Origin of the sequence: Streptomyces sp. NPDC097640 (genome assembly GCF_040302705.1) — a bacterium.
GTDB lineage: Bacteria > Actinomycetota > Actinomycetes > Streptomycetales > Streptomycetaceae > Streptomyces.
Window position 1 is genome coordinate 18901 of sequence record NZ_JBEOSB010000025.1, and the last position, 18691, is coordinate 37591.

17 protein-coding genes are annotated in these 18691 nt (G+C 69.6%); 7 read left to right on the top strand and 10 right to left on the bottom strand.

Features of this window, described 5'->3' with window-relative positions; genetic code table 11:
• Positions 1-17: 17 nt before the first annotated feature.
• From ABTY62_RS33170 to ABTY62_RS33185, 4 genes are all read right to left on the bottom strand, one after another.
• Positions 18-965, bottom strand: a complete 948-nt coding sequence (locus ABTY62_RS33170; RefSeq protein ID WP_352133119.1) for an SMI1/KNR4 family protein — start codon at positions 963-965, stop codon at positions 18-20.
• Between the two features lie 80 nt (positions 966-1045).
• Positions 1046-1639, bottom strand: coding sequence for an AMIN-like domain-containing (lipo)protein (locus tag ABTY62_RS33175; RefSeq protein WP_352133120.1), 594 nt, complete (start codon positions 1637-1639; stop codon positions 1046-1048).
• Positions 1640-1759: 120 nt separating this feature from the next.
• On the bottom strand, positions 1760-1957 hold the full coding sequence (locus ABTY62_RS33180) for a DUF397 domain-containing protein (protein ID WP_352133121.1): 198 nt from the start codon (positions 1955-1957) through the stop codon (positions 1760-1762).
• Between the two features lie 12 nt (positions 1958-1969).
• A complete protein-coding gene (locus tag ABTY62_RS33185; protein WP_352133249.1) occupies positions 1970-2821 on the bottom strand; it encodes a helix-turn-helix domain-containing protein in 852 nt (283 codons plus the stop codon).
• 160 nt (positions 2822-2981) lie between these two features.
• Between ABTY62_RS33185 and ABTY62_RS33190 the strand changes: the two genes are divergently transcribed.
• From ABTY62_RS33190 to ABTY62_RS33200, 3 genes are all read left to right on the top strand, one after another.
• Entirely contained in the window at positions 2982-3401 is a 420-nt protein-coding gene (locus ABTY62_RS33190) for an ATP-binding protein (protein ID WP_352133122.1), read from the top strand.
• 528 nt (positions 3402-3929) lie between these two features.
• Positions 3930-5354, top strand: a complete 1425-nt coding sequence (gene iscB, locus ABTY62_RS33195; RefSeq protein ID WP_352133123.1) for an RNA-guided endonuclease IscB — start codon at positions 3930-3932, stop codon at positions 5352-5354.
• Positions 5351-5890 (top strand): Uma2 family endonuclease, encoded by a 540-nt coding sequence (locus tag ABTY62_RS33200; protein ID WP_352133124.1) that lies wholly within the window; start codon positions 5351-5353, stop codon positions 5888-5890. The genes iscB and ABTY62_RS33200 overlap by 4 nt, the downstream gene beginning before the upstream one ends.
• A gap of 60 nt (positions 5891-5950) precedes the next feature.
• On the opposite strand, the gene argS is transcribed toward ABTY62_RS33200, so the two are convergent.
• Positions 5951-7729, bottom strand: a complete 1779-nt coding sequence (gene argS, locus ABTY62_RS33205) for an arginine--tRNA ligase (protein WP_352133125.1) — start codon at positions 7727-7729, stop codon at positions 5951-5953.
• Positions 7730-7863: 134 nt separating this feature from the next.
• On the opposite strand from argS, the gene lysS reads away from it, so the two are divergent.
• On the top strand, positions 7864-9615 hold the full coding sequence (gene lysS / locus ABTY62_RS33210; RefSeq protein ID WP_352133126.1) for a lysine--tRNA ligase: 1752 nt from the start codon (positions 7864-7866) through the stop codon (positions 9613-9615).
• Positions 9616-9731: 116 nt separating this feature from the next.
• On the opposite strand, the gene ABTY62_RS33215 is transcribed toward lysS, so the two are convergent.
• The 3 genes from ABTY62_RS33215 to ABTY62_RS33225 all read right to left on the bottom strand — a co-directional run bounded on the left by ABTY62_RS33215 (position 9732) and on the right by ABTY62_RS33225 (position 13105).
• Complete coding sequence (locus tag ABTY62_RS33215; RefSeq protein ID WP_502997565.1) at positions 9732-11174, bottom strand: DUF2637 domain-containing protein; 1443 nt, start codon at positions 11172-11174, stop codon at positions 9732-9734.
• A 110-nt stretch (positions 11175-11284) separates the two neighbouring features.
• Positions 11285-12025, bottom strand: coding sequence for a hypothetical protein (locus tag ABTY62_RS33220; RefSeq protein ID WP_352133128.1), 741 nt, complete (start codon positions 12023-12025; stop codon positions 11285-11287).
• Between the two features lie 123 nt (positions 12026-12148).
• Positions 12149-13105 (bottom strand): DUF3558 domain-containing protein, encoded by a 957-nt coding sequence (locus ABTY62_RS33225; protein ID WP_352133129.1) that lies wholly within the window; start codon positions 13103-13105, stop codon positions 12149-12151.
• Positions 13106-13287: 182 nt separating this feature from the next.
• Between ABTY62_RS33225 and ABTY62_RS33230 the strand changes: the two genes are divergently transcribed.
• Positions 13288-14481, top strand: a complete 1194-nt coding sequence (locus ABTY62_RS33230; RefSeq protein ID WP_352133130.1) for an RtcB family protein — start codon at positions 13288-13290, stop codon at positions 14479-14481.
• Positions 14482-14784: 303 nt separating this feature from the next.
• A complete protein-coding gene (locus ABTY62_RS33235) occupies positions 14785-15195 on the top strand; it encodes a hypothetical protein (RefSeq protein WP_352133131.1) in 411 nt (136 codons plus the stop codon).
• Between the two features lie 78 nt (positions 15196-15273).
• Here ABTY62_RS33235 and ABTY62_RS33240 read toward each other — a convergent pair whose 3' ends face one another.
• On the bottom strand, positions 15274-16029 hold the full coding sequence (locus ABTY62_RS33240; RefSeq protein ID WP_352133132.1) for an SDR family NAD(P)-dependent oxidoreductase: 756 nt from the start codon (positions 16027-16029) through the stop codon (positions 15274-15276).
• A gap of 208 nt (positions 16030-16237) precedes the next feature.
• On the opposite strand from ABTY62_RS33240, the gene ABTY62_RS33245 reads away from it, so the two are divergent.
• On the top strand, positions 16238-17425 hold the full coding sequence (locus ABTY62_RS33245) for a hypothetical protein (protein ID WP_352133133.1): 1188 nt from the start codon (positions 16238-16240) through the stop codon (positions 17423-17425).
• Positions 17426-17603: 178 nt separating this feature from the next.
• On the opposite strand, the gene ABTY62_RS33250 is transcribed toward ABTY62_RS33245, so the two are convergent.
• Positions 17604-18671 carry a C40 family peptidase gene (locus ABTY62_RS33250; protein WP_352133134.1) on the bottom strand — a complete coding sequence of 356 codons (1068 nt, stop codon included), beginning with the start codon at positions 18669-18671 and terminating at the stop codon, positions 17604-17606.
• Positions 18672-18691 lie beyond the last annotated feature (20 nt).

Genomic DNA, 18691 nt, shown 5'->3' on the forward strand with positions numbered 1-18691 from the left:
GATCCGCCGCACTGCTGTCAGGGCCTGCTGTAGTTCATGAACCAGCGGGCGGCGAAGTCGGCGGGCATGGAGTAGGGGTGCTCGGGGTCGGTGAGCATGCGGAAGACGAACTCCGTGGTCGTCATGGCGAACCGGTCCCCGGCCTCGGGGCCGACCTCCGTGACATAGACGGGCCACGCGTCGGGGTCCGGCCCTTCGGTGACCCAGTAGAACGACGTCTCCTGCTCGGTGCCCGCCCACGGCAGCAGCCCGCCCGGCTCGGGGAACGGCGGGTGCGGCTCCCAGGACGGGGTGCCGTGCGCCTTCGCCCAACCGGACGCGAACTCGGCAACCTTGACGATGTCGGCCGGCAGATAGATGTTCAGAAAGCCGTCGAAGGCGCCGTCGCCGAACGTCTCGACCAGCAGCTTGTAGTCACTCGGCAGCGCCGTCCCCAGCCGCTCCTCGGCCGCAGCGCAGTCGGCCGTGCGGATCCGGCCGCTGTGCATCCGGTCCAGCCGGATTGGGTCGATGCCCACCTGGTCCGCGTCCCAGCCGGTCACGGCGACGAGCCGGTCCAGCCAGGAGGCGTCGGCGGGCAGCGCACCCGGCGACGGGGTGGTACGCGGGGCCAGGACCACCACCAGCCGCGCCTCGCCGCCGACGCGGACCACGCCGCAGCCGATCCACCGGCCGCCGAAGGCCCAGACGCGCATCTCGGCGACGCGCTCGCCGTCCCCGAAGGGGGCGATGAGCGGCAGCCCGGTCCATTCGCTCGCGGCGGGGTCGGCGCGCCCTTCCGAGACGAGGGCGCGCGGCTCCCCGTACCAGTTGCTGAGCGTCTCCACGAGCTCGCTCAGGCCCGCGGCGTCGGTGATCGTCAGACACATGTGCCCCGCGCCGTGCCCGGCCGCCGGGCAGTCCAGCTTTCCGGTGTCCGGCCACACCAGGCCGTGGAGCGACGGCAGCAGTTCTTTCTCGTTCACAAGGGACAGTGAAGCGCGTGCCACTGACACCCGGCCCCGGCCCCGGCCCCGGTGCAGGCCGGGACAGCGTGTCCGTCGGGTCAGCGCACGGCGGCCCAGGAGTGGGCGACATCGACGATGAGGCGGTTGTCCGCCTGGAGGACCCGGAACGGCAGCCGGGCGCGCACGCCGAGCCCGACCTGGGTCTCTCCCTCGAAACTGGCGCCGAAGCGGGTGTTCTTGAAGGTGCGGAATCCGGCGATGTCCACCCCGGGCAGCGGCTTCCCGGCCCGCCCCGGGTACGTCTCGGCGCCGTTCTCCGGGTCGTAGCTCGGCGCGGCCACATGGATCTCCAGGATCGCGCCGCCGCCGACGGCGATCGGGTCCCCGGAGCCGTCCTGGTACATCGCGTCGACATAGCCGACGCGGTAACCGGTCGGATCCGCCGTCGTGCCGCCCTTGACGTCGAACACCAGGCGGTCGAAGCACTCGTGCTGACCGGCCCGTATGTTCTTCAGCAGCCTGTGGCCGGCCGGCTGTACGGCCTTGTCGCCGCTGCCCCACGCGGTCGCGCAGGCGGCCGCCTGCGCCGAAGCCGCTTTCGACGGGGCCGCGGCACCGGCCGTCCCCGCCGTCGTCGCCAGCCCGGCGCCCGCCAGCGTCAGCGCCGCGAGTGCGGTCCCCCACCGTCGCATGTCTGCTCCCCAAAGATCGATTGCCAGTACGTGACGTCCGACTGCCCCGGTTAGGAGGAGGTTGTCCGCGTCGGCGATTTTCTGCCAGGCCGATCGGGAAGTTTGTCGCAAACCATGTGGCTAGGGGTTGAGGTGGTCGAATTCACCTGCCTTGGCGGCGCGTATGAAGTCGCCGAGCCGGGCGGGGGTGGTGGTGAGGACCGTGTCGGGGGCCTCGCTCTCGCGGAGGCGGATGGTTCCGTCGGCGGCGGAGGCGAGGTTGAGGCAGTTGTTTCCTTCGCCGCTGAAGGAAGACTTCCGCCAGTCACAGGTGGACAACTTCTCTGCCTTTCACAAGTCTTGGGCGATGGCTCGGATGAAGTCGCGGGACTCGTCCTCCTTGAGGGCTGCCTTCTCTGTGCGGTCCATGAAGATTCGGTACCGCGCGAGTTGGGCGTCCGCGTCGAGGAACACGCTGCCATGTTCGCTATCGAGCTGCACGGTGTCGAGTTGGGGGATGGGGCCGGCGGCGTAGAGCACCGACTGGCCCGAGCCCGGGATCGCCCCTGCGGCGAAGGGGACGACCAGAACGCTGATGTGGTCGTGCTCGCTCATGTTGAGGATGTGCTGGAGCTGCGTCCTCGTGGTCGATCGGCCACCGAACCGCATTCGTAGAGCTGCCTCGTGGATGACGGCGGTGTACGCGGGCGGGGATTCCCGGAACAGGACGGCCTGGCGTTTGACGCGATGCGAGACCCGGTGTTCCACCTCGGGTGGCGGAAGGGAGGGCACTACTTGCTGGAAGACCACGCGTGCGTGGTCGTGTGTCTGGAGAAGTCCCGGCAGATGCATGAACTGCGCCGAACGCAGAGCGGAGGCGTGGTGCTCAAGCTCGGCGAGGTCGAGGAGGGCGGCGGGCAGGATCTCCCGGTACACCTCCCACCACTGCCGCTTCCGCTCCCCGGTCATGTCGGCAAGGGCCTCGATCAAGTTCGTGTCCGAGCAGTCGTAGTGACTCGCGAGCCTGCGAACGCGCGCCGCGCTGACGCCGAAGCGACCGGTTTCGATATTGCTGATCTTCGTGCGCTCGGTGCCGAGCAGCGCCGCGGCATCGGTGGCCGTGAGCCCGGCGTGCTCGCGGAGCTTGCGTAGTTCGACGCCGAGGCGCAGTTGACGGGCCGTAGGGGTAGTCCTGGGCGGCATCGCTCCTCTTTCGTTGACGACGCGCAGTGTGCCGTCGTTCACCCACACGGGTCTAGTCGGACAGGAATCCCTGAACTAGTAGCACCTGTAATCCGATTGAAGCTACGGTGTGTCTCACGTCACTCACTTTACGGAGGCGCGTATGTGTAACGACCCCCGTGTGCCCGAAGACTGGGACTACACCCTCCAGTTCCCCCGCGACCCCCTTGCCCCGCGCATCGCCCGCCGCATGCTGCGCCTCATCCTCGAAGAGCACGGCGTACATGATCTGGCCGACCCTGCTGAGCTGCTGGCGTCCGAACTCGTCACGAACACCTACACCCACTCCGACGGCCCGGCGTCCATGAACGTCAGGCGAAGCGATAAGCGGGTGTGGGTCAGCGTCTGCGACACCAACCCCCAACTCCCGGCCATGGCCGCAGACTGGGTCGGTGACGCCGACGCCGAGCAGGGCCGTGGAATCGGTCTTCTGGATGTGATCGCCGACAGCTGGGGCGGCTGCGCCATCGGGGACGAGCTGTTCGGGGTTGGCGGCAAGACCGTCTGGTTCGAGCTCGGGGAGGGCTGGCGAGACGCGTGAGGGCAGGCGCGGGCGGTGGACCGGGGGCTAATCCTGGTCGGCGGGGAGTGGCCGGAGCGCGACGCGTTCTGCCCGGCGGCGCAAGGGGCGGCGGCCTCGTCACCCGATCCGGTGATCCTCGGCGATGCCACTGACGGGGCTCCGGCGGTCCTGTCACGGTAAGCCGACTTCGCTAAGGCCACCGAAACAGCTGAGCAAGCGGCCAGCTTGCGCGCCGAAATCATCCGAGGAGTTCTCGTAACCGGATCTCCCGCCTGAAGGGCGGGGGCTTTCAGTCCATGTGGCTGAGGCCCGAGTGTTTCCAGCATCAGCCAACTGCATTGGAAGTGAACCAAGTTGGCTACGTTCCGTACAGGACGGAAGACCCACCAGGCTGTGCTTCCTCAGCAGCCTGCTCTGGAATTCGGCTCAGCAGACAACCCCGGGATCAGGGACGAAACGGGGGCCGAAGACCGCGATGCGGTACCCGGTACGGGACATGTGCGAGGGGAGACCGCCGCGCCTTCACCTGGGCACGGTGGCGTCACCTTGGACCGTCAGGTCCGGGAGAAGGGCCGTGAGGCCCACCCGTGTGTGTTCGTCCTCGACCGGCACGGCACGCCGTTGCAGCCCACCACGCCCGCCAGGGCGCGGAAGCTGCTGAAATCCGGGCGGGCGGTGGTGGCCCGGCACACCCCGTTCGTGATCCGCTTGAAGGACCGCACTGCGGCCGCGAGCGAGGTCGACGGCGTGGAGCTGGGCATCGACCCCGGCAGCCGACACACCGGCCTGGCGGTGTTCACCGCGCAGGCCGCACAGCGGCGGGGCCGGTATGCGGTCCAGCTCGACCACCGCGGCGCGCAGATCCGCAGGAAGCTGGAGCAGCGGGCCGCGTACCGGCGCGGGCGCCGGTCCCGCAACCTGCGCTACCGGGCACGTCGGTTCCTCAACCGACGCCGCCCCCAGGGCTGGCTGGCGCCGAGCCTGCGGCACCGGGTGGAGACCACCGTGTCGTGGGTGGACCGCCTCTCGCGGTGGGCGCCCCTCAGGGCGGTGCATGTGGAGCGGGTGGCGTTCGACACGCATGCCATCAGTGCCGGTCGCCCGCTGGAGGGGGCGGAGTACCAGCACGGCACCCTGCACGGCACGGAGGTGCGTGAGTACCTGCTTGCGAAGTTCGGCCGGGCCTGCGTGTACTGCGGTGTCACTGGGGTGCCGTTGAACATCGACCATGTCCATCCCCGCTCCCGTGGCGGCAGCGACCGGGTCTCCAATCTCGTCCTGGCCTGTGTGCCGTGCAATCAGGCCAAGGGCGACCGGTCGGTGGAGGAGTTCGCCGACCCGGCCGTCGTCGCCCGCGTCAAGGCCCGGGCGAAGGCGCCGCTGCGGGATGCCGCCGCCGTCCAGAGCGTCCGATGGGCGCTGTGGCGCGCCCTGGACCAGCGGCTGCCCACACACGTGGCGTCGGGCGGCCGCACGAAGTGGAACCGCACCCGTAACGACCTGCCCAAGACGCACACTCTCGACGCGCTGGCGGTCGGCAAGCTCGACACCATCACCGAGACCGTCACCCGGGTCCTCGTCGCCGGGTGCACCGGGCGAGGCACCTACACACGCACCCGCCCCGACAAGTATGGCTTCCCCCGGCTGCGCCTCCCCCGACGCAAGCAGTTCTTCGGCTTCCAGACCGGCGACCTGGCCCGCGCCGTCGTCCCCACCGGCAAGTACGCCGGCACCCACACCGGCCGCGTCGCCGTCCGCACATCCGGCAGCTTCACCCTCCGCACCGCCCACGGCCTCGTCACCGCCCGGCACACGCACTGCCAACTGCTGCAACGCGCGGACGGATACGCCTACACCACCCACCCCGAGAAGCCCTCCCACCCACTGCCCCGGCACCCCACGCCGGAAGAACAGGATGCGCTTCCTCCCCCGCCCGAAGGCCGGAGTTTCCACGCAAGGAATTCCCGATGAGCCGACTTCGCAGGGCCGCCGAAGCAGCTGAGGAAGCGACCGGCCTGCGCGCCGAGATCATCCGAGGAGTACTCACTTTGTCCCCGCCACGGCGAGGCAGGCACCTCAGGATCATTAACGAGCTGTTCCGACAGCTCGACCCGGCCCTGCCGGACCTTTTGGAGTCCTTCCAGAACGGGTCCGTGTCGATGCCGGACGACAAGGACGACTACGCCACTCCTGACCTGCTCGTCTGCGACGCGGGTTTCGGCGAGTCCGGCGAGTGGCTTGTTGACCCGGGCGATGTCGAGCTCGTCTGCGAGGTCGTCTCCAAGGGCAACAGCATCAAGGACACGAGCGAGATGGTCGGCTGGTACGCGGACGCGGGCATTCCCGCTTATCTGCTGGTCGATCCCCGCGACGGCACCTGGACGCTGTACACGGTCCCCCGCGAGGGCGCGTACCAGGGCGTCCTCCACGGGCTGTACGGGGAGGACGTCGAATTCCCGGCGCTCGGGGTGAAGATCTCCACCAGCGGCTTCACCCAGTACGCCTGACGGCGGCCCCGGACCGGTGGACCGGTCCGGGGCCGCCGCCTTGGGGGCGCGCGGGAGCGCTCAGAGGCGCTCGGGGGTGCGGATGCCGAGCAGCTCCATGCCCTGGTGGAGGGTGCGGGCGGTGAGGTCGCACAGGAAGAGACGGTTCTCGACCTGGGCCGGGCCGCCCTCGGCCTTCAGAACCGGGCACTTGTCGTAGAAGGTCGTGTAGAGCGAGGCCAGCTGGTACAGATACGCGGCCAGCTTGTGCGGCTCATAGCCCGCCGCGACCTCCCGCAGCGTCTCCGCGAACTGGTCCAGGTGCAGGCCCAGCGCCCGCTCGGCCGGGGCCAGGGACAGCTCGGGGTGGGCGACCGGCTTCTGGCCCTCGTCGGCGCGGCGCAGGATCGACTGGATCCGGGCGTACGCGTACTGGAGATACACCGAGGTGTCACCGTTGAGCGAGACCATCTGGTCCAGGTCGAACTTGTAGTCGCGCGCGGCCGACGTGGACAGGTCCGCGTACTTCACCGCGCCGATGCCGACCTGGGCGCCGCGCTCGGCGATCTCCTCCTCCGTCAGGCCCAGCTTCTCGCTCTTCTCGCGCACGACCGCCGTCGCCCGCTCGACGGCCTCGTCCAGCAGGTCCACCAGCCGCACCGTCTCGCCCTCACGGGTCTTGAACGGCTTTCCGTCCTTGCCCAGGACCGTGCCGAAGGCGAGCTGGTAGGCGTGTGTCTCCTCGTTCAGCCAGCCGATCCGGCGGGCGGTCTCGAAGACCATCTTGAAGTGCAGCGACTGCCGGGCGTCCACCACGTAGACCAGCGAGTCGGCTTCCAGGTTCCGGACCCGGTCGCGGATCGCGGACAGGTCGGTGGCCGCGTAGCCGAAGCCGCCGTCGGACTTCTGCACGATCAGCGGCACCGGCTTGCCGTCCGGGCCCTTGACGTCGTCGAAGAAGACGCACAGCGCGCCCTCGGAGCGCACCGCGACGCCGGACTCCTCCAGCAGCCGGCAGGTCTCGGCCAGCATGTCGTTGTAGCCGGACTCGCCGACGACGTCGGGGTCGTGGATCTGCATGTCCAGCTTGTCGAAGACCGAGTAGAAGTAGATCTTCGACTCGTCGACGAACCTGCCCCACAGGGCGAGCGTCTCCTCGTCCCCGGCCTGGAGGTCCACCACCCGGCGCCGGGACCGCTCCTTGAACTCCTCGTCGGAGTCGAAGACCGCCCGAGCCGCCTTGTAGAGGCGGTTCAGGTTGGACATGGCCTCCTCGCCGGAGGCGGCCAGGCCGTCGCCGGCCTTGTGGTCCAGCTCGTGCGGGTGCTCGATCAGGTACTGGATGAGCATGCCGAACTGGGTGCCCCAGTCGCCGATGTGGTGGCGCCGGACCACCTTCTCGCCCGCGAACTCCAGGATCCGCACGACCGCGTCGCCGATCACCGCCGAGCGCAGATGGCCGACGTGCATCTCCTTCGCCACGTTCGGCTGGGCGTAGTCGACGACCGTCGTGCCGGGGTTCTCCGCGTACGGCACGCCGAGGCGCGCGTCGGCGGCGCGGGCGGCGAGGGTGTTGACGATCGCCTCGTCCGACACCGTGATGTTGAGGAAGCCGGGGCCGGAGACCTCGATGTCCGCGATCAGCTCGCCGGCCGGCAGGCCCTCCACCACCTTCGCGGCCAGCTCGCGCGGGTTGCCCTTGAGCTTCTTCGCGAGCGCCAGCATCCCGTTGGCCTGGAAGTCGGCCCGGTCGCTTCGTCGCAGCAGCGGGTCGGCGACGCCGGCTTCCGGCAGGGCAGCCGAGAGGGCGTCCGCGAGACGCTGGTGGACCGTAGCGGCCAGGGATGGGACCGAGGCCATGAGTGGAATGCCATTCCGGTAGATGGTTGGGTCCACCTCAGTATTTCACGGCGTGTCCAACGGTTTGTCCGGCGCTTCGGCCCCCTGTGGAAAACCTTTGGGGGCCTCGTTCCGTCTGGGACAATGGTCGAGCCATGACCGCAAGGAAGGAAGTGCCGACCGTGGCTCAGAGCACCGAGACCGACTGGGTCTCCCGATTCGCCGACGAGGTTATTGCCGAGGCGGAGCGTCGCGCGCCCGGCAAACCAATCGTCTGCGCCTCGGGCCTCAGCCCGTCCGGCCCGATCCACCTCGGCAATCTGCGCGAGGTCATGACCCCGCACCTGGTGGCCGATGAGATCAGGCGGCGCGGCTATGAGTGTGTGCACATCGTGTCCTGGGACGACTACGACCGGTATCGCAAGGTCCCGGCCGGGATCGACCCCTCCTGGAGCGAGCACATCGGCAAGCCGCTGACCTCCGTCCCCGCCCCGCCCGGATCCACGTATGCGAACTGGGCCGAGCACTTCAAGGCGCCGATGATCGAGGCGCTCAAGGAGCTCGGGATCGAGTTCCACGGCATCAGCCAGACGGAGAAGTACACCTCGGGCGCGTACCGCGAGCAGATCCTGCACGCGATGCGCCACCGCGAGCAGATCGACGCCGTGCTCGACCGCTACCGCACCAAGGACAAGGCCGGGGCGAAGAAGGCCCCCGCCAAGCAGCAGAAGCCGGTCGACGAGGCGGAGCTGGAGGCCGCCGAGGGCTCCGGCGCGGCCAGCGAGGACGACGGCAGCGCGGGCGGCGCGGGGTACTTCCCGTACAAGCCGTACTGCTCGGTGTGCGAGCGCGACCTGACCACCGTCACCTCGTACGACGACGAGACGACCGAGATGGCGTACAGCTGCGTCTGCGGGCACGGCGAGACCGTCCTGCTGCGCGAGCACGACCGGGGCAAGCTGGTCTGGAAGGTCGACTGGCCCATGCGCTGGGCGTATGAGGGCGTGGTCTTCGAGCCGTCGGGCGTCGACCACTCCTCGCCCGGCTCCTCGTATGTCGTCGGCGGGCAGATCGTGCGCGAGGTCTTCGGCGGCGAGCAGCCCATCGGCCCGATGTACGCGTTCGTGGGCATCAGCGGCATGGCCAAGATGTCCTCCTCCAAGGGCGGTGTGCCCACCCCGGCCGACGCGCTGGAGATCATGGAGGCGCCGCTGCTGCGCTGGCTGTACGCGCGCCGCCGGCCGAACCAGTCCTTCAAGATCGCCTTCGACCAGGAGATCCAGCGGACCTACGACGAGTGGGACGCCCTGGAGCGCAAGATCACCGAGGGCACGGCCCAGCCGGCGGACGTGGCCGCGTACAGCCGCGCCACCCGCACCGCCTCCGGCGAGCTGCCGAGCACCCCGCGCCCGCTGCCGTACCGCACGCTCGCGTCGGTGGTCGACATCACCACCGGCCATGACGAGCAGACGCTGCGCATCCTCAGCGAGCTCGACCCGGACAACCCGGTGAAGTCCCTGGACGAGACCCGGCCGCGGCTCGACAAGGCCGAGCGCTGGATCACCACCCAGGTCCCGGCCGAGCAGCGCACCCGGGTGCGTGAGGAGCCGGACACCGAGCTGCTCGCGTCGCTCGGCGAGACCGAGCGCGAGTCGCTGCGGCTGCTGCTGGACGGGCTGGACACCCACTGGTCGCTGGACGGGCTGACGACGCTGGTCTACGGAGTGCCGAAGCTCCAGGCCGGGCTCGCGGCGGACGCCAAGCCGACGCCGGAGCTGAAGGTCGCCCAGCGCACGTTCTTCGCGCTGCTCTACCAGCTGCTGGTCGGCCGCGACACGGGCCCCCGGCTGCCGACGCTGCTGTTGGCGGTGGGCGCCGACCGGGTGCGCAAGCTGCTCGCGGCCTGACGCGGCCCGACCCTCTCGGGAAAGCGGGCGGGCCGGACTCCTCGTGAGTCCGGCCCGCCCGCTTTTCTGTCTCCGGTTTTCTGCCCCCGGCGGCGCGTGCCGCCCGGACAGCGCGCCTAGGTGGCGGGCATCTCCAGACGGTAACGCTCCTTGCACTCCTCCAACTGCTGGCGCACATCGCCGTCGCTGATGTCGGTGATGCCGTACTTCTCGCGCAGCAGCCGTGCGAACTGGAACGGGGAGGGGAACTTGCCGTTGTTGGTGACGTGCTGATGGAAGGCCCCGTAGTACGCCTCGTCGCGCGGCATGTCGTCCGGCAGGTTCCCGAGCGGGGCGGCCGTCTCGTACAGCTCGGGCTCGCCGAAGGGCTCGTGGTCCCGCTGCGACGGCACGTAGGGGACCTGGCTGCTGGTGCCCTGTCCGCCGAGCGGCCGGACCCGGCCCCCCGCGCCGACCGGGGCGGTCAGCTGCGACCCGGCGTCCTGCGCCTCGTCGGCCTCCGCCACAGGCTGCTGGGCCTGCGGCTGCTGGGCCTGGAGCTGCTGAACCTGCGGCTGCTGGATCTGGGGCTCGGGGCCCTGCGGCTGCGGCTGTCCGGCGGCCGGGTGCCCCGCGGCCTGCTCGAAGCCGGTCGCCGCCCGCCCGTCGTGCTCATGCGTGGCGGGCTGCTGGTACCCCTGCTGCTGGTACACCGGCAGCGGGAACGAGAGCGGAAGCTCACGCTCCTGGACCCCGGCCCGGTTCACCCCCGGCGCCCCGACGGCCCCCGGCACCTCCGCGCCCCCGGGAATCCCCAGGGCCCCGCCGGCCGCGGCGCCCCGGCCCCCGTAGGGCAGCGCGGCGGGCTGCGGCGTCGACGTCAGCTCGGCCGGGTCGAGGCCCGCCGCGGCGAGCCCCGCCGGGGCGGTCTCCGCCAGCGGCACCCCGTAGCGCGCCAGGCGCAGCGGCATCAGCGACTCCACCGGGGCCTTGCGGCGCCAGGAGCGGCCGTAGCGGGCCCGCAGCCGGGCGCGGTAGACGAGCCGGTCCTGTTCGAGCCTGATGACCTGGTCGTAGGAGCGCAGCTCCCACAGCTTCATCCGGCGCCACAGCCGGAACGTCGGCACCGGCGCCAGCAGCCAGCGGGCCACGCGGACCGACTCCATGTGGCGGTCGGCGGTGATGTCGGCGATGCGGCCGATCGCGTGCCGGGCGGCCTCGACGGAGACGACGAACAGGATCGGGATGACGGCGTGCATGCCGACGCCGAGCGGGTCGGGCCAGGCGGCCGCGCCGTTGAAGGCGATGGTGGCGGCGGTCAGCAGCCAGGCCGTCTGGCGCAGCAGGGGGAAGGGGATCCGCAGCCAGGTCAGCAGCAGATCGAGCGCGAGCAGGACGACGATTCCCGCGTCGATCCCGATGGGCAGGACGTTGGCGAACGCACCGAAGCCCTTGTCGCGGGCGAGGTCGCGCACGGCGGAGTAGGAGCCCGCGAAGCCGATCGCGGCGATCACCACCGCCCCGGTGACGACCACCCCGATCAGTATTCGGTGCGTACGTGTCAGCTGCATCGCGGCCACCCGCGACCCCTCCCCCGTCCTACAACATTCGGCGCGCCCAGCGTCGCATACACGTCAAGGGCGGTGGACGGGGGGACGGGGAAGTGGCGGCGGGGGAAGGGCGTTGACGGCTATGCGGCGCCGCCGCTGGAAGCGCCCGTTCCGGAGCTCTTCCCGGCGTCCTTCCCGATCGAGGCGACGACCTCCTTGGCGGCGGTCTGGGCGTCCTTGAGCAGCGCCTTGGGGTCGGGCGTCTTCTCGTCCTCGTAGCCCGCGCCGTCGTACTCGAGGGTCACGACCACATTCGCCGTGCGGACCACGACGGTCTGGTTCCGGAACTCGTCGCCGTCCTTCTTCGTCTCCGTGCTGACGGTGGTGGCCGCGTCACCGAGGCCGGACACCTGCCCGGACTTGGCGTTCTTGGCGCCGTCCGCCGTGGCGGCCTTCCGGGCCTGGTCGGTGGCGTAGGTCTCGGCGCGCTTGTCGCCGGAGCCCAGCGACACCTCGGATCTGAAGAGCTTGAGGGACACGGTCAGCTGCCGGTACTTGAAGCCGTTGAGCCCGGCCCAAAGGCAGCTGGCCGACTGGTTGGCGTCGGCGGAGGGGAGCTCCTTGCCCTTCTTGCTCCCGGCCTTGGGCACCAGTTGGTCGATGGTCTTCGCCGACAGGGTCGGGCAGACCTCGGGGAGCGTCTCGTACTTTGCGGCCGCGACGGTCGGCGTCGGGCTGGGTGTGGCCGACTTCGACGCGCCGTCCGAGTTCTTTCCGTCGTTTCCGTCCTTGTCGGAGCCGGAGGAGCAGCCTGCGACGAGCACCACCGGTACGGCTGCGCTGGCGAATATACGGGCGAGTCGAGGGGCTGTTCGGTGCATGGGTCCTTCGCTCGTTCTCGGTCGATGGGCGGCCGTCCCGCCCGCGTCATTAGTCGGCACGGTACGCGGCCGATGCGCGGGCGGCCCAATTCGGACGTCTTGCGCGGCGCCCCGTCCACCGGTCTATTCGTTGAGCCGCCCGGTCAGCTCCTGGGCCAGATCTTCCGCGTTGACCTGCAATTCTTCGCTGCTGGGAATGTGCGTCTTGTCGGTCGACCACTGGTCGTACTCAATGGTGGCAATCACATTCGAGGACCTGAAGACGACGGTGACATCGCGGTGGATGCCGGAGTCGGTGGTGATGAGCTGGTCGTCGAGGAACGCGTCGTCGCCGAGGTCGTCCAGGCGGCGCGGCGCGGTGGTCTCCTCGCCGTCGGCGTCGCCGGAGGCGCCGGTCCCGGACGTGTCGGTCCCGGAGGTGCCGCTCTTCGGCTCCTCGGTCGAGGAGTCGTCGTCCTTCGAGCCGCCGTTCCGGGGGACGTCGTTCCCGGAGATGCCGGAGGTCGCGGAGGTCCCGGAGGTCCCGGAGGAGGCCGAGGAGGACTCCTTCGACGCGCTCTTGCTCGGCGAGCCGGAACCGGAGCCCGAGCCGGAGGGGGTGCCGGGGGAGGCCGAGGCGCCGGGGAGGTGCACGGCGGCGGCCTTCTTCTCGTACCGGTCCTTCGCCTGGTCGTCGTCGCTGACCGTCGGGTCGTACGAGACGACGCGCTCGAAGTCGATGGTGAGATAGCGGGTGCCGCTCCCCGTCTCCAGCTTCCAGCGGCAGCCGACCCGCCGGTCGGTGTCATAGGTGACGGTGGCCTGGCCGTCGTACACCTCGGCGTCCTCGTCGGCGCCGGGCAGCAGGGTGCGCAGCGTCTTGGAGTCGACCGAGCCGCACGCCTCGGGGAGGGTGCGGTACTTGCCGGGCGCGGCGGCCACCGGCGCCCCGGAGTCGCCGGACTTGCCGTCGTCGAGGCCCGCGTTCGAGGCGGTGCTGGTGCAACCGCTGAGGCCGATGGCGGCGAGGAGGGCGGTGAGCACGGCGGCGGTCCGTGCGGCACCCGGCACATACGCCCTTCGCTGCTGCGCTGGCTGCACCAACCTTGTCCCTCCGCGTCACTTCTCGCGTCTTTTCGAGCGAAAACTGCTTGCCGCCCGTGGGTGGGGGCTGAAGACAATGTCTATCGCACGCACCGCCGCGTCTGCCGGTCGCCCGCCGATCTTGGGGGCCTTGGCCCGGCTTTTGCGTTTTCAGTCTTCTGTGGGGGAATGAGTAAAACATGTCGTATGTCGAGCTGCCCGGGGCGCAGGTTCCGATCCGTATGTGGACCGATCCTGCGACGGTCGAGGGCGTGGCCATGCAGCAGCTGCGGAATGTGGCGACGCTGCCGTGGATCAAGGGCCTGGCCGTGATGCCGGATGTGCACTACGGGAAGGGCGCCACCGTCGGGTCGGTGATTGCGATGCAGGGCGCCGTGTGCCCGGCGGCGGTCGGCGTCGACATCGGCTGCGGGATGTCGGCCGTGCGGACCTCGCTGACAGCCGAGGACCTCCCTGGGGACCTCTCGCGGCTGCGGTCGCGGATCGAGCAGGCGATCCCGGTCGGGCGCGGGATGCACGAGGACCCGGTCGACCCGGGGCGGCTGTACGGCTTCTCGGCGCCGGGGTGGGACGACTTCTGGGGGCGGTTCGGCGAGGTCGCCGAGGCGGTCAGGTTCCGTCAGGAGCGGGCCGTGAAGCAGATGGGTTCGCTCGGCTCCGGTAACCACTTCATCGAGTTCTGCCTCGACGAGGCGGGCTCGGTCTGGCTGATGCTGCACTCCGGCTCCCGGAACATCGGCAAGGAGCTGGCCGAGTACCACATCGGCGAGGCCCGGAAGCTGCCGCACAACCAGGGCCTGGTCGACCGCGACTTGGCGGTCTTCATCGCGGACACCCCGCAGATGGCGGCGTATCGGCACGATCTGTTCTGGGCGCAGGAGTACGCGAAGTACAACCGCGCGGTCATGATGGCGATCTTCCAGGACGTCGTCCGCAAGGAGTTCAAGAAGGCCAGGCCGGTCTTCGAGCCCGTCATCTCGTGCCACCACAACTATGTGGCGGAGGAGCGCTACGAGGGCATGGACCTGCTGGTGACCCGCAAGGGCGCGATCCGGGCGGGCAGCGGCGAGTACGGGATCATCCCCGGCTCGATGGGCACCGGTTCGTACATCGTCAAGGGGCTGGGTAACGCGGCGTCGTTCAACTCCGCCTCGCATGGCGCGGGCCGGAAGATGAGCCGCAATGCCGCGAAGAAGCGTTTCTCCACGCGGGACCTGGAGGAGCAGACGCGGGGTGTGGAGTGCCGCAAGGACTCCGGCGTCGTGGACGAGATCCCCAGCGCGTACAAGCCCATCGAGAAGGTCATCGACCAGCAGCGGGACCTCGTCGAGGTGGTGGCGAAGCTCAAGCAGCTGGTGTGCGTGAAGGGCTGAGGCGCAGGACCGCACGTGATCGATGGCCCCGACCGGTCAAGGTCGGGGCCATCGCGTTGCCCGCGCCCTGGCAATTCGAAAGAAATCGTGTCCAATTCACCATCAATGGCACGTGATTGATCGCCGACACGCAGCGGAGAATAGCAGGCTGCTTTCTGTTCGTGAATTTCTTGAGGTTCTTCTGAGGTTACCGGAGCGGAGCTACTTCACGGTACAAAGAGCTTGATCGCAGGCGGTTTTCACGGCCGCCTGAGGCCGCTAGCATCTCCGCAATCCATTTCCCTGATTCGCAGAGGAGAACAGGTGAGATTCATTTCCCGTGCCGCTTCCGCGGTCGGCGCCGCCGCCCTGATTGTGGGCGGCTTTTCCGCCGCCCCCGCCTCCGCCGCAGACGGCAAGACCTGCGTCAGCAACCTGCACCCGACCCTCGATGTCTGGACGGGCAAAGGGTGCTTCATCGGCAACGGCGACGACATCGAGGCCACCGACCTCTACGCGGACGGCCAGCGCACCGTGGTCGACTGGTACACCGACTACGGCCGCGAGGGCGAGTGCGACAACGCGCTCGGCACGGGCTGGACAGTCACCTGCGACTACGACATGACGGAGACCGGCCGGATCAAGTTCCGCGTCTGTGCCCGCAGTAGCGGAATCAACCGTGACTGCACCGGCTGGACCGGCTGGATCAGCATCCGCACCGGCGAAGCCGCCTGACCCGCGCACCGTCATCGACGACGGCCCGCCCCGGTGTTGTACCGGGGCGGGCCGTCGTCGCGTCTGCCGTCCTGGGGGTCAGCGCTCCCGGTGCACCTTGTGCTGGGCCGCCTGGGCGCGCGGGCGGATGACCATCAGGTCGATGTTGACGTGCGAGGGGCGGGTGACCGCCCACTCGACGGTGTCGGCGACGTCGTCGGCGGTGAGCGGCTCGGCCACGCCCTCGTAGACCGCGGCGGCCTTGTCCTCGTCGCCGCGGTAGCGGTTCACCGCGAACTCGTCGGTCCGGACCATGCCCGGGGCGATCTCGATCACCCGCACCGGGTCGCCGCACAGCTCGAGCCGGAGGGTGGCGGCGATGGCGTGGGTGCCGTGCTTGGCCGCCACGTAACCGCCGCCGCCCTCGTAGGCGATGTGGCCCGCGGTGGAGGACAGAACGACGACGGTGCCGTCGCCTGAGGCGATCAGCGCGGGCAGCAGGGCCTGTGTGACGTTGAGCACGCCCACCACGTTGACCTCGTACATCGCCCGCCAGTCGGCCGGGTCGGCGGTCGCGACGGTCTCGGTGCCGAGGGCCCCGCCCGCGTTGTTGACCAGTACGTCACAGCGGTCCAGGCCGGCGGCGAAGGCGTCCACGGCGGTGCGGTCGGTCACGTCCAGCACCTGCGCCACGGCCTCGTGCCCGGCCTCCGTCAACTCGGCGGCGAGCGCCTCGACGCGCTCCTTGCGGCGGGCGGCGAGGACGACGCGGAATCCGGCGGCGGCGAGGCGGCGGGCGGTCGCGGCCCCGATCCCGCTGCTCGCGCCGGTGACGACTGCGGTACGGGTGGTCATCGACCCTCCTGAGGCGACGTAATGGGCATGATCAGAGCGCATCCTGCGCGCTTGTGATCCATACGCAGGATATGACGTACAGATTTGACGCCAATCGGGGGACTGAAGATCGAAACCCGCTACGGCGGGAGGGGCCCGGGGAAGGGTGCACTGCGTCCGGCGCGCTGCCGGTCCGGAGCCTCCCTGTGCCAAGGAGTGAAAACAGCCCATGACCCAGCACATCAGATTCACCCAGCGGCCCCGCCGCGCCCTTCGCCGCTGGGGTGTCGCATCAGCCGGAGCTATCGCGGCCGCGGCACTCGTCACCGGTGCGCCGACGGCCGCTTGGGCGGCCGGCAGTGCCACCCCGGGTCCCCATTCCGGGGCGAACAGCAGCTGCCAGCAGGGCAACGAGGAGCAGGACGAGAACAAGCGCGAGCACGAGAACAAGCGCGACCACGAGAAGAAGCGCGACCACGAGAACAAGCGCGACCACGAGAATAAGAACGAGAACAAGGACGAGAACAAGGACGAGGACGAGGACGAGAACAACAACAACGAGAACGAGAACAACGAGCAGAACAACAAGCGCGACCACGAGAAGAAGCGCGAGCACGAGAACAAGCGCGACCACGAGAACAAGCGTGAGCACGGCAACGGCGGCCAGTACGGCGGCGCTCAGCAGCGCAGCCTCGCGCAGCCCTCCGCCGACCGCGCGATGGACGAGGAGCAGGCCGCCGAGTCCGAGAGCGACGACCAGGGCAGCAAGGACAACGCCGCCCGCGCGATCCCCGGCGTCGGCAAGGCATACGCCGCCCTCGCCCAGTACTCGAACCTCGGGCAGCAGTACGGCTCCTCGGAGTCCGAGGCCGCCGAGCAGCCCCGCAAGGAGGCTCAGCCCCAGAACGAGGCCCGCCACGGAGGCGAGGAGCGGCAGGAGGACGAGCGCCGCCACGAGGACGAGGGCAAGCAAGAGGACGAGGGCAAGCAGGACGACGAGAACAAGCAAGAGGACGAGGGCAAGCGCGGAGGCCGCGTGACGCTCAACGAGGCTGTCGAGATCGCCGAGTGCGAGGTCGGTGGCCGGGCCATCAGCGCCGAGCTGGAAGACGAGTGCGAGGAGGAGGACGAGGCCGGCAAGGAGCAGAAGCACGGGGAGGACCACAAGCGCGAGGAGTCCAAGCACAAGGGCCCGCAGCAGCGGACCGACGACCACAAGGACCGCGAGAACAAGGACCGCGACCACAAGGACCACGGGAACAAGGACCGGGACCACAAGGACCAGGACCACAAGGAGTCCAAGAAGGTCTGGGACGTCGACGTCAAGCGCGGCCACGAGGTCTTCGAGGTCCTGATCGACCCGGACACCGGCTGCGTCCTCAGCGTGACCCGCGAGAACGACGAGGTCACCGCCTAAGCGGTGAATACCTGATCACAGCCACGCCGGCCAGGCGGACCAGCCCGGGCGAACGACCCGGCGACGACGCCCCTCCCCTGTGCTCGCGCACCCCTGCCAGTAAAGGAGCGTGCGCTGAGCACGGGGGAGCGGTACGGGGCTCGACGCAGCCGTCCGTACCCCTCCCCGGAGCCGCGCTCTAGAGCCGCTTCGCGCTGCGGAACAGCTTGGCGTAGAAGCCGTTGCCGTCGATGCGCGAGGCACCGCCCTTGTCGCCCATGGTCGGGCCGTTGACCTCCTTGCGGCTGGAGATGAACACCCGGTGGCCGTCGGTGTCCACGCCGAGGTACAGGGCGACGTGGTCCATGTGGTTCCCGGTGCGGTGGTCCATCTTGAAGAAGAGCAGGTCGCCGGGTTGCAGCACGTCGATGTTGGTCGGGCGCGTGTACCAGGGCGAGGGGCCCTGGAGCTTGATGATGTCGGTGCCCACGTTCGAGCGGGCCATGCCGTCGGCGGTGCGCGGCAGTCCGTCCCCGAGGGTGTTGGTGGCCCTCAGCGGGTAGCGGGCGCGGTAGCCCCACACCATGCGCATGAAGCCGGAGCAGTCCAGCGCCCGGTAGCGCTCCTTGCGCGGCTGCATGATGGAGCCGTTCCGGAAGGTGTACGGGATGCCCAGGTAGTCGAAGAAGTCGTTCTGCTCCAGGCGGTCGACGCCGTCCGCCTTGAACGGCCCGAAGACGGCGTCACCGGCGTACGGGATGCCCTCGTCGTCCTTCTTGACCGGCGCGCCCTGGATGTACTGGAAGGCGATCGCGAAGACGTCGTCCTCTTCGCTGTTGAAGAACTCCTGGAACCAGTCCTTGAACCACTTCTCCTTCTCCGCCCCCTTGCGCCAGGGCTCGGGCATCAGCCGCACCCAGTCCTCGGTCACCACGCGGGAGGTGGTGTTGGCGGGCTCGGCGAAGGTGCGGCTGGGGCCCTTGAGGGTGGCGGTGCGGGCGCCGTCGGTGAAGGTGGCGAGCACCTGGCCCTTCGAGCCGCGCAGCACGGTGCGGTCCGGGTTCTTCAGTCGCTCCCAGGTCCGCTCCCCGGTGTCCTGGGCGCTGTTCTCCAGCTGCGGGTCGTCGGTGACCTTCTGCACCGCCGGGGCTTTGGCGCTCTCCTCCTTGCGCAGCTCCACGGTCAGGAACGCGCTGGTGCCGAGCAGCGCGATCACGGTCGCGGCGTGTATGACGAGGCGTTTCTTCGAGTTCTTCTTGGCAGACATGGTCGGCTCCGGTGGTGGGG

Excerpts from the sequence above, each read along its gene's own strand:
- ABTY62_RS33200 (WP_352133124.1), top strand. The coding sequence starts at position 5,351 with ATGAGCCGACTTCGCAGGGCCGCCGAAGCAGCTGAGGAAGCGACCGGC.
- argS (WP_352133125.1), bottom strand. The coding sequence starts at position 7,729 with ATGGCCTCGGTCCCATCCCTGGCCGCTACGGTCCACCAGCGTCTCGCG.
- ABTY62_RS33230 (WP_352133130.1), top strand. The coding sequence starts at position 13,288 with ATGTCGTATGTCGAGCTGCCCGGGGCGCAGGTTCCGATCCGTATGTGG.
- ABTY62_RS33175 (WP_352133120.1), bottom strand. The coding sequence starts at position 1,639 with ATGCGACGGTGGGGGACCGCACTCGCGGCGCTGACGCTGGCGGGCGCC.
- ABTY62_RS33245 (WP_352133133.1), top strand. The coding sequence starts at position 16,238 with ATGACCCAGCACATCAGATTCACCCAGCGGCCCCGCCGCGCCCTTCGC.
- ABTY62_RS33250 (WP_352133134.1), bottom strand. The coding sequence starts at position 18,671 with ATGTCTGCCAAGAAGAACTCGAAGAAACGCCTCGTCATACACGCCGCG.
- ABTY62_RS33220 (WP_352133128.1), bottom strand. The coding sequence starts at position 12,025 with ATGCACCGAACAGCCCCTCGACTCGCCCGTATATTCGCCAGCGCAGCC.
- ABTY62_RS33240 (WP_352133132.1), bottom strand. The coding sequence starts at position 16,029 with ATGACCACCCGTACCGCAGTCGTCACCGGCGCGAGCAGCGGGATCGGG.
- lysS (WP_352133126.1), top strand. The coding sequence starts at position 7,864 with ATGACCGCAAGGAAGGAAGTGCCGACCGTGGCTCAGAGCACCGAGACC.
- ABTY62_RS33185 (WP_352133249.1), bottom strand. The coding sequence starts at position 2,821 with ATGCCGCCCAGGACTACCCCTACGGCCCGTCAACTGCGCCTCGGCGTC.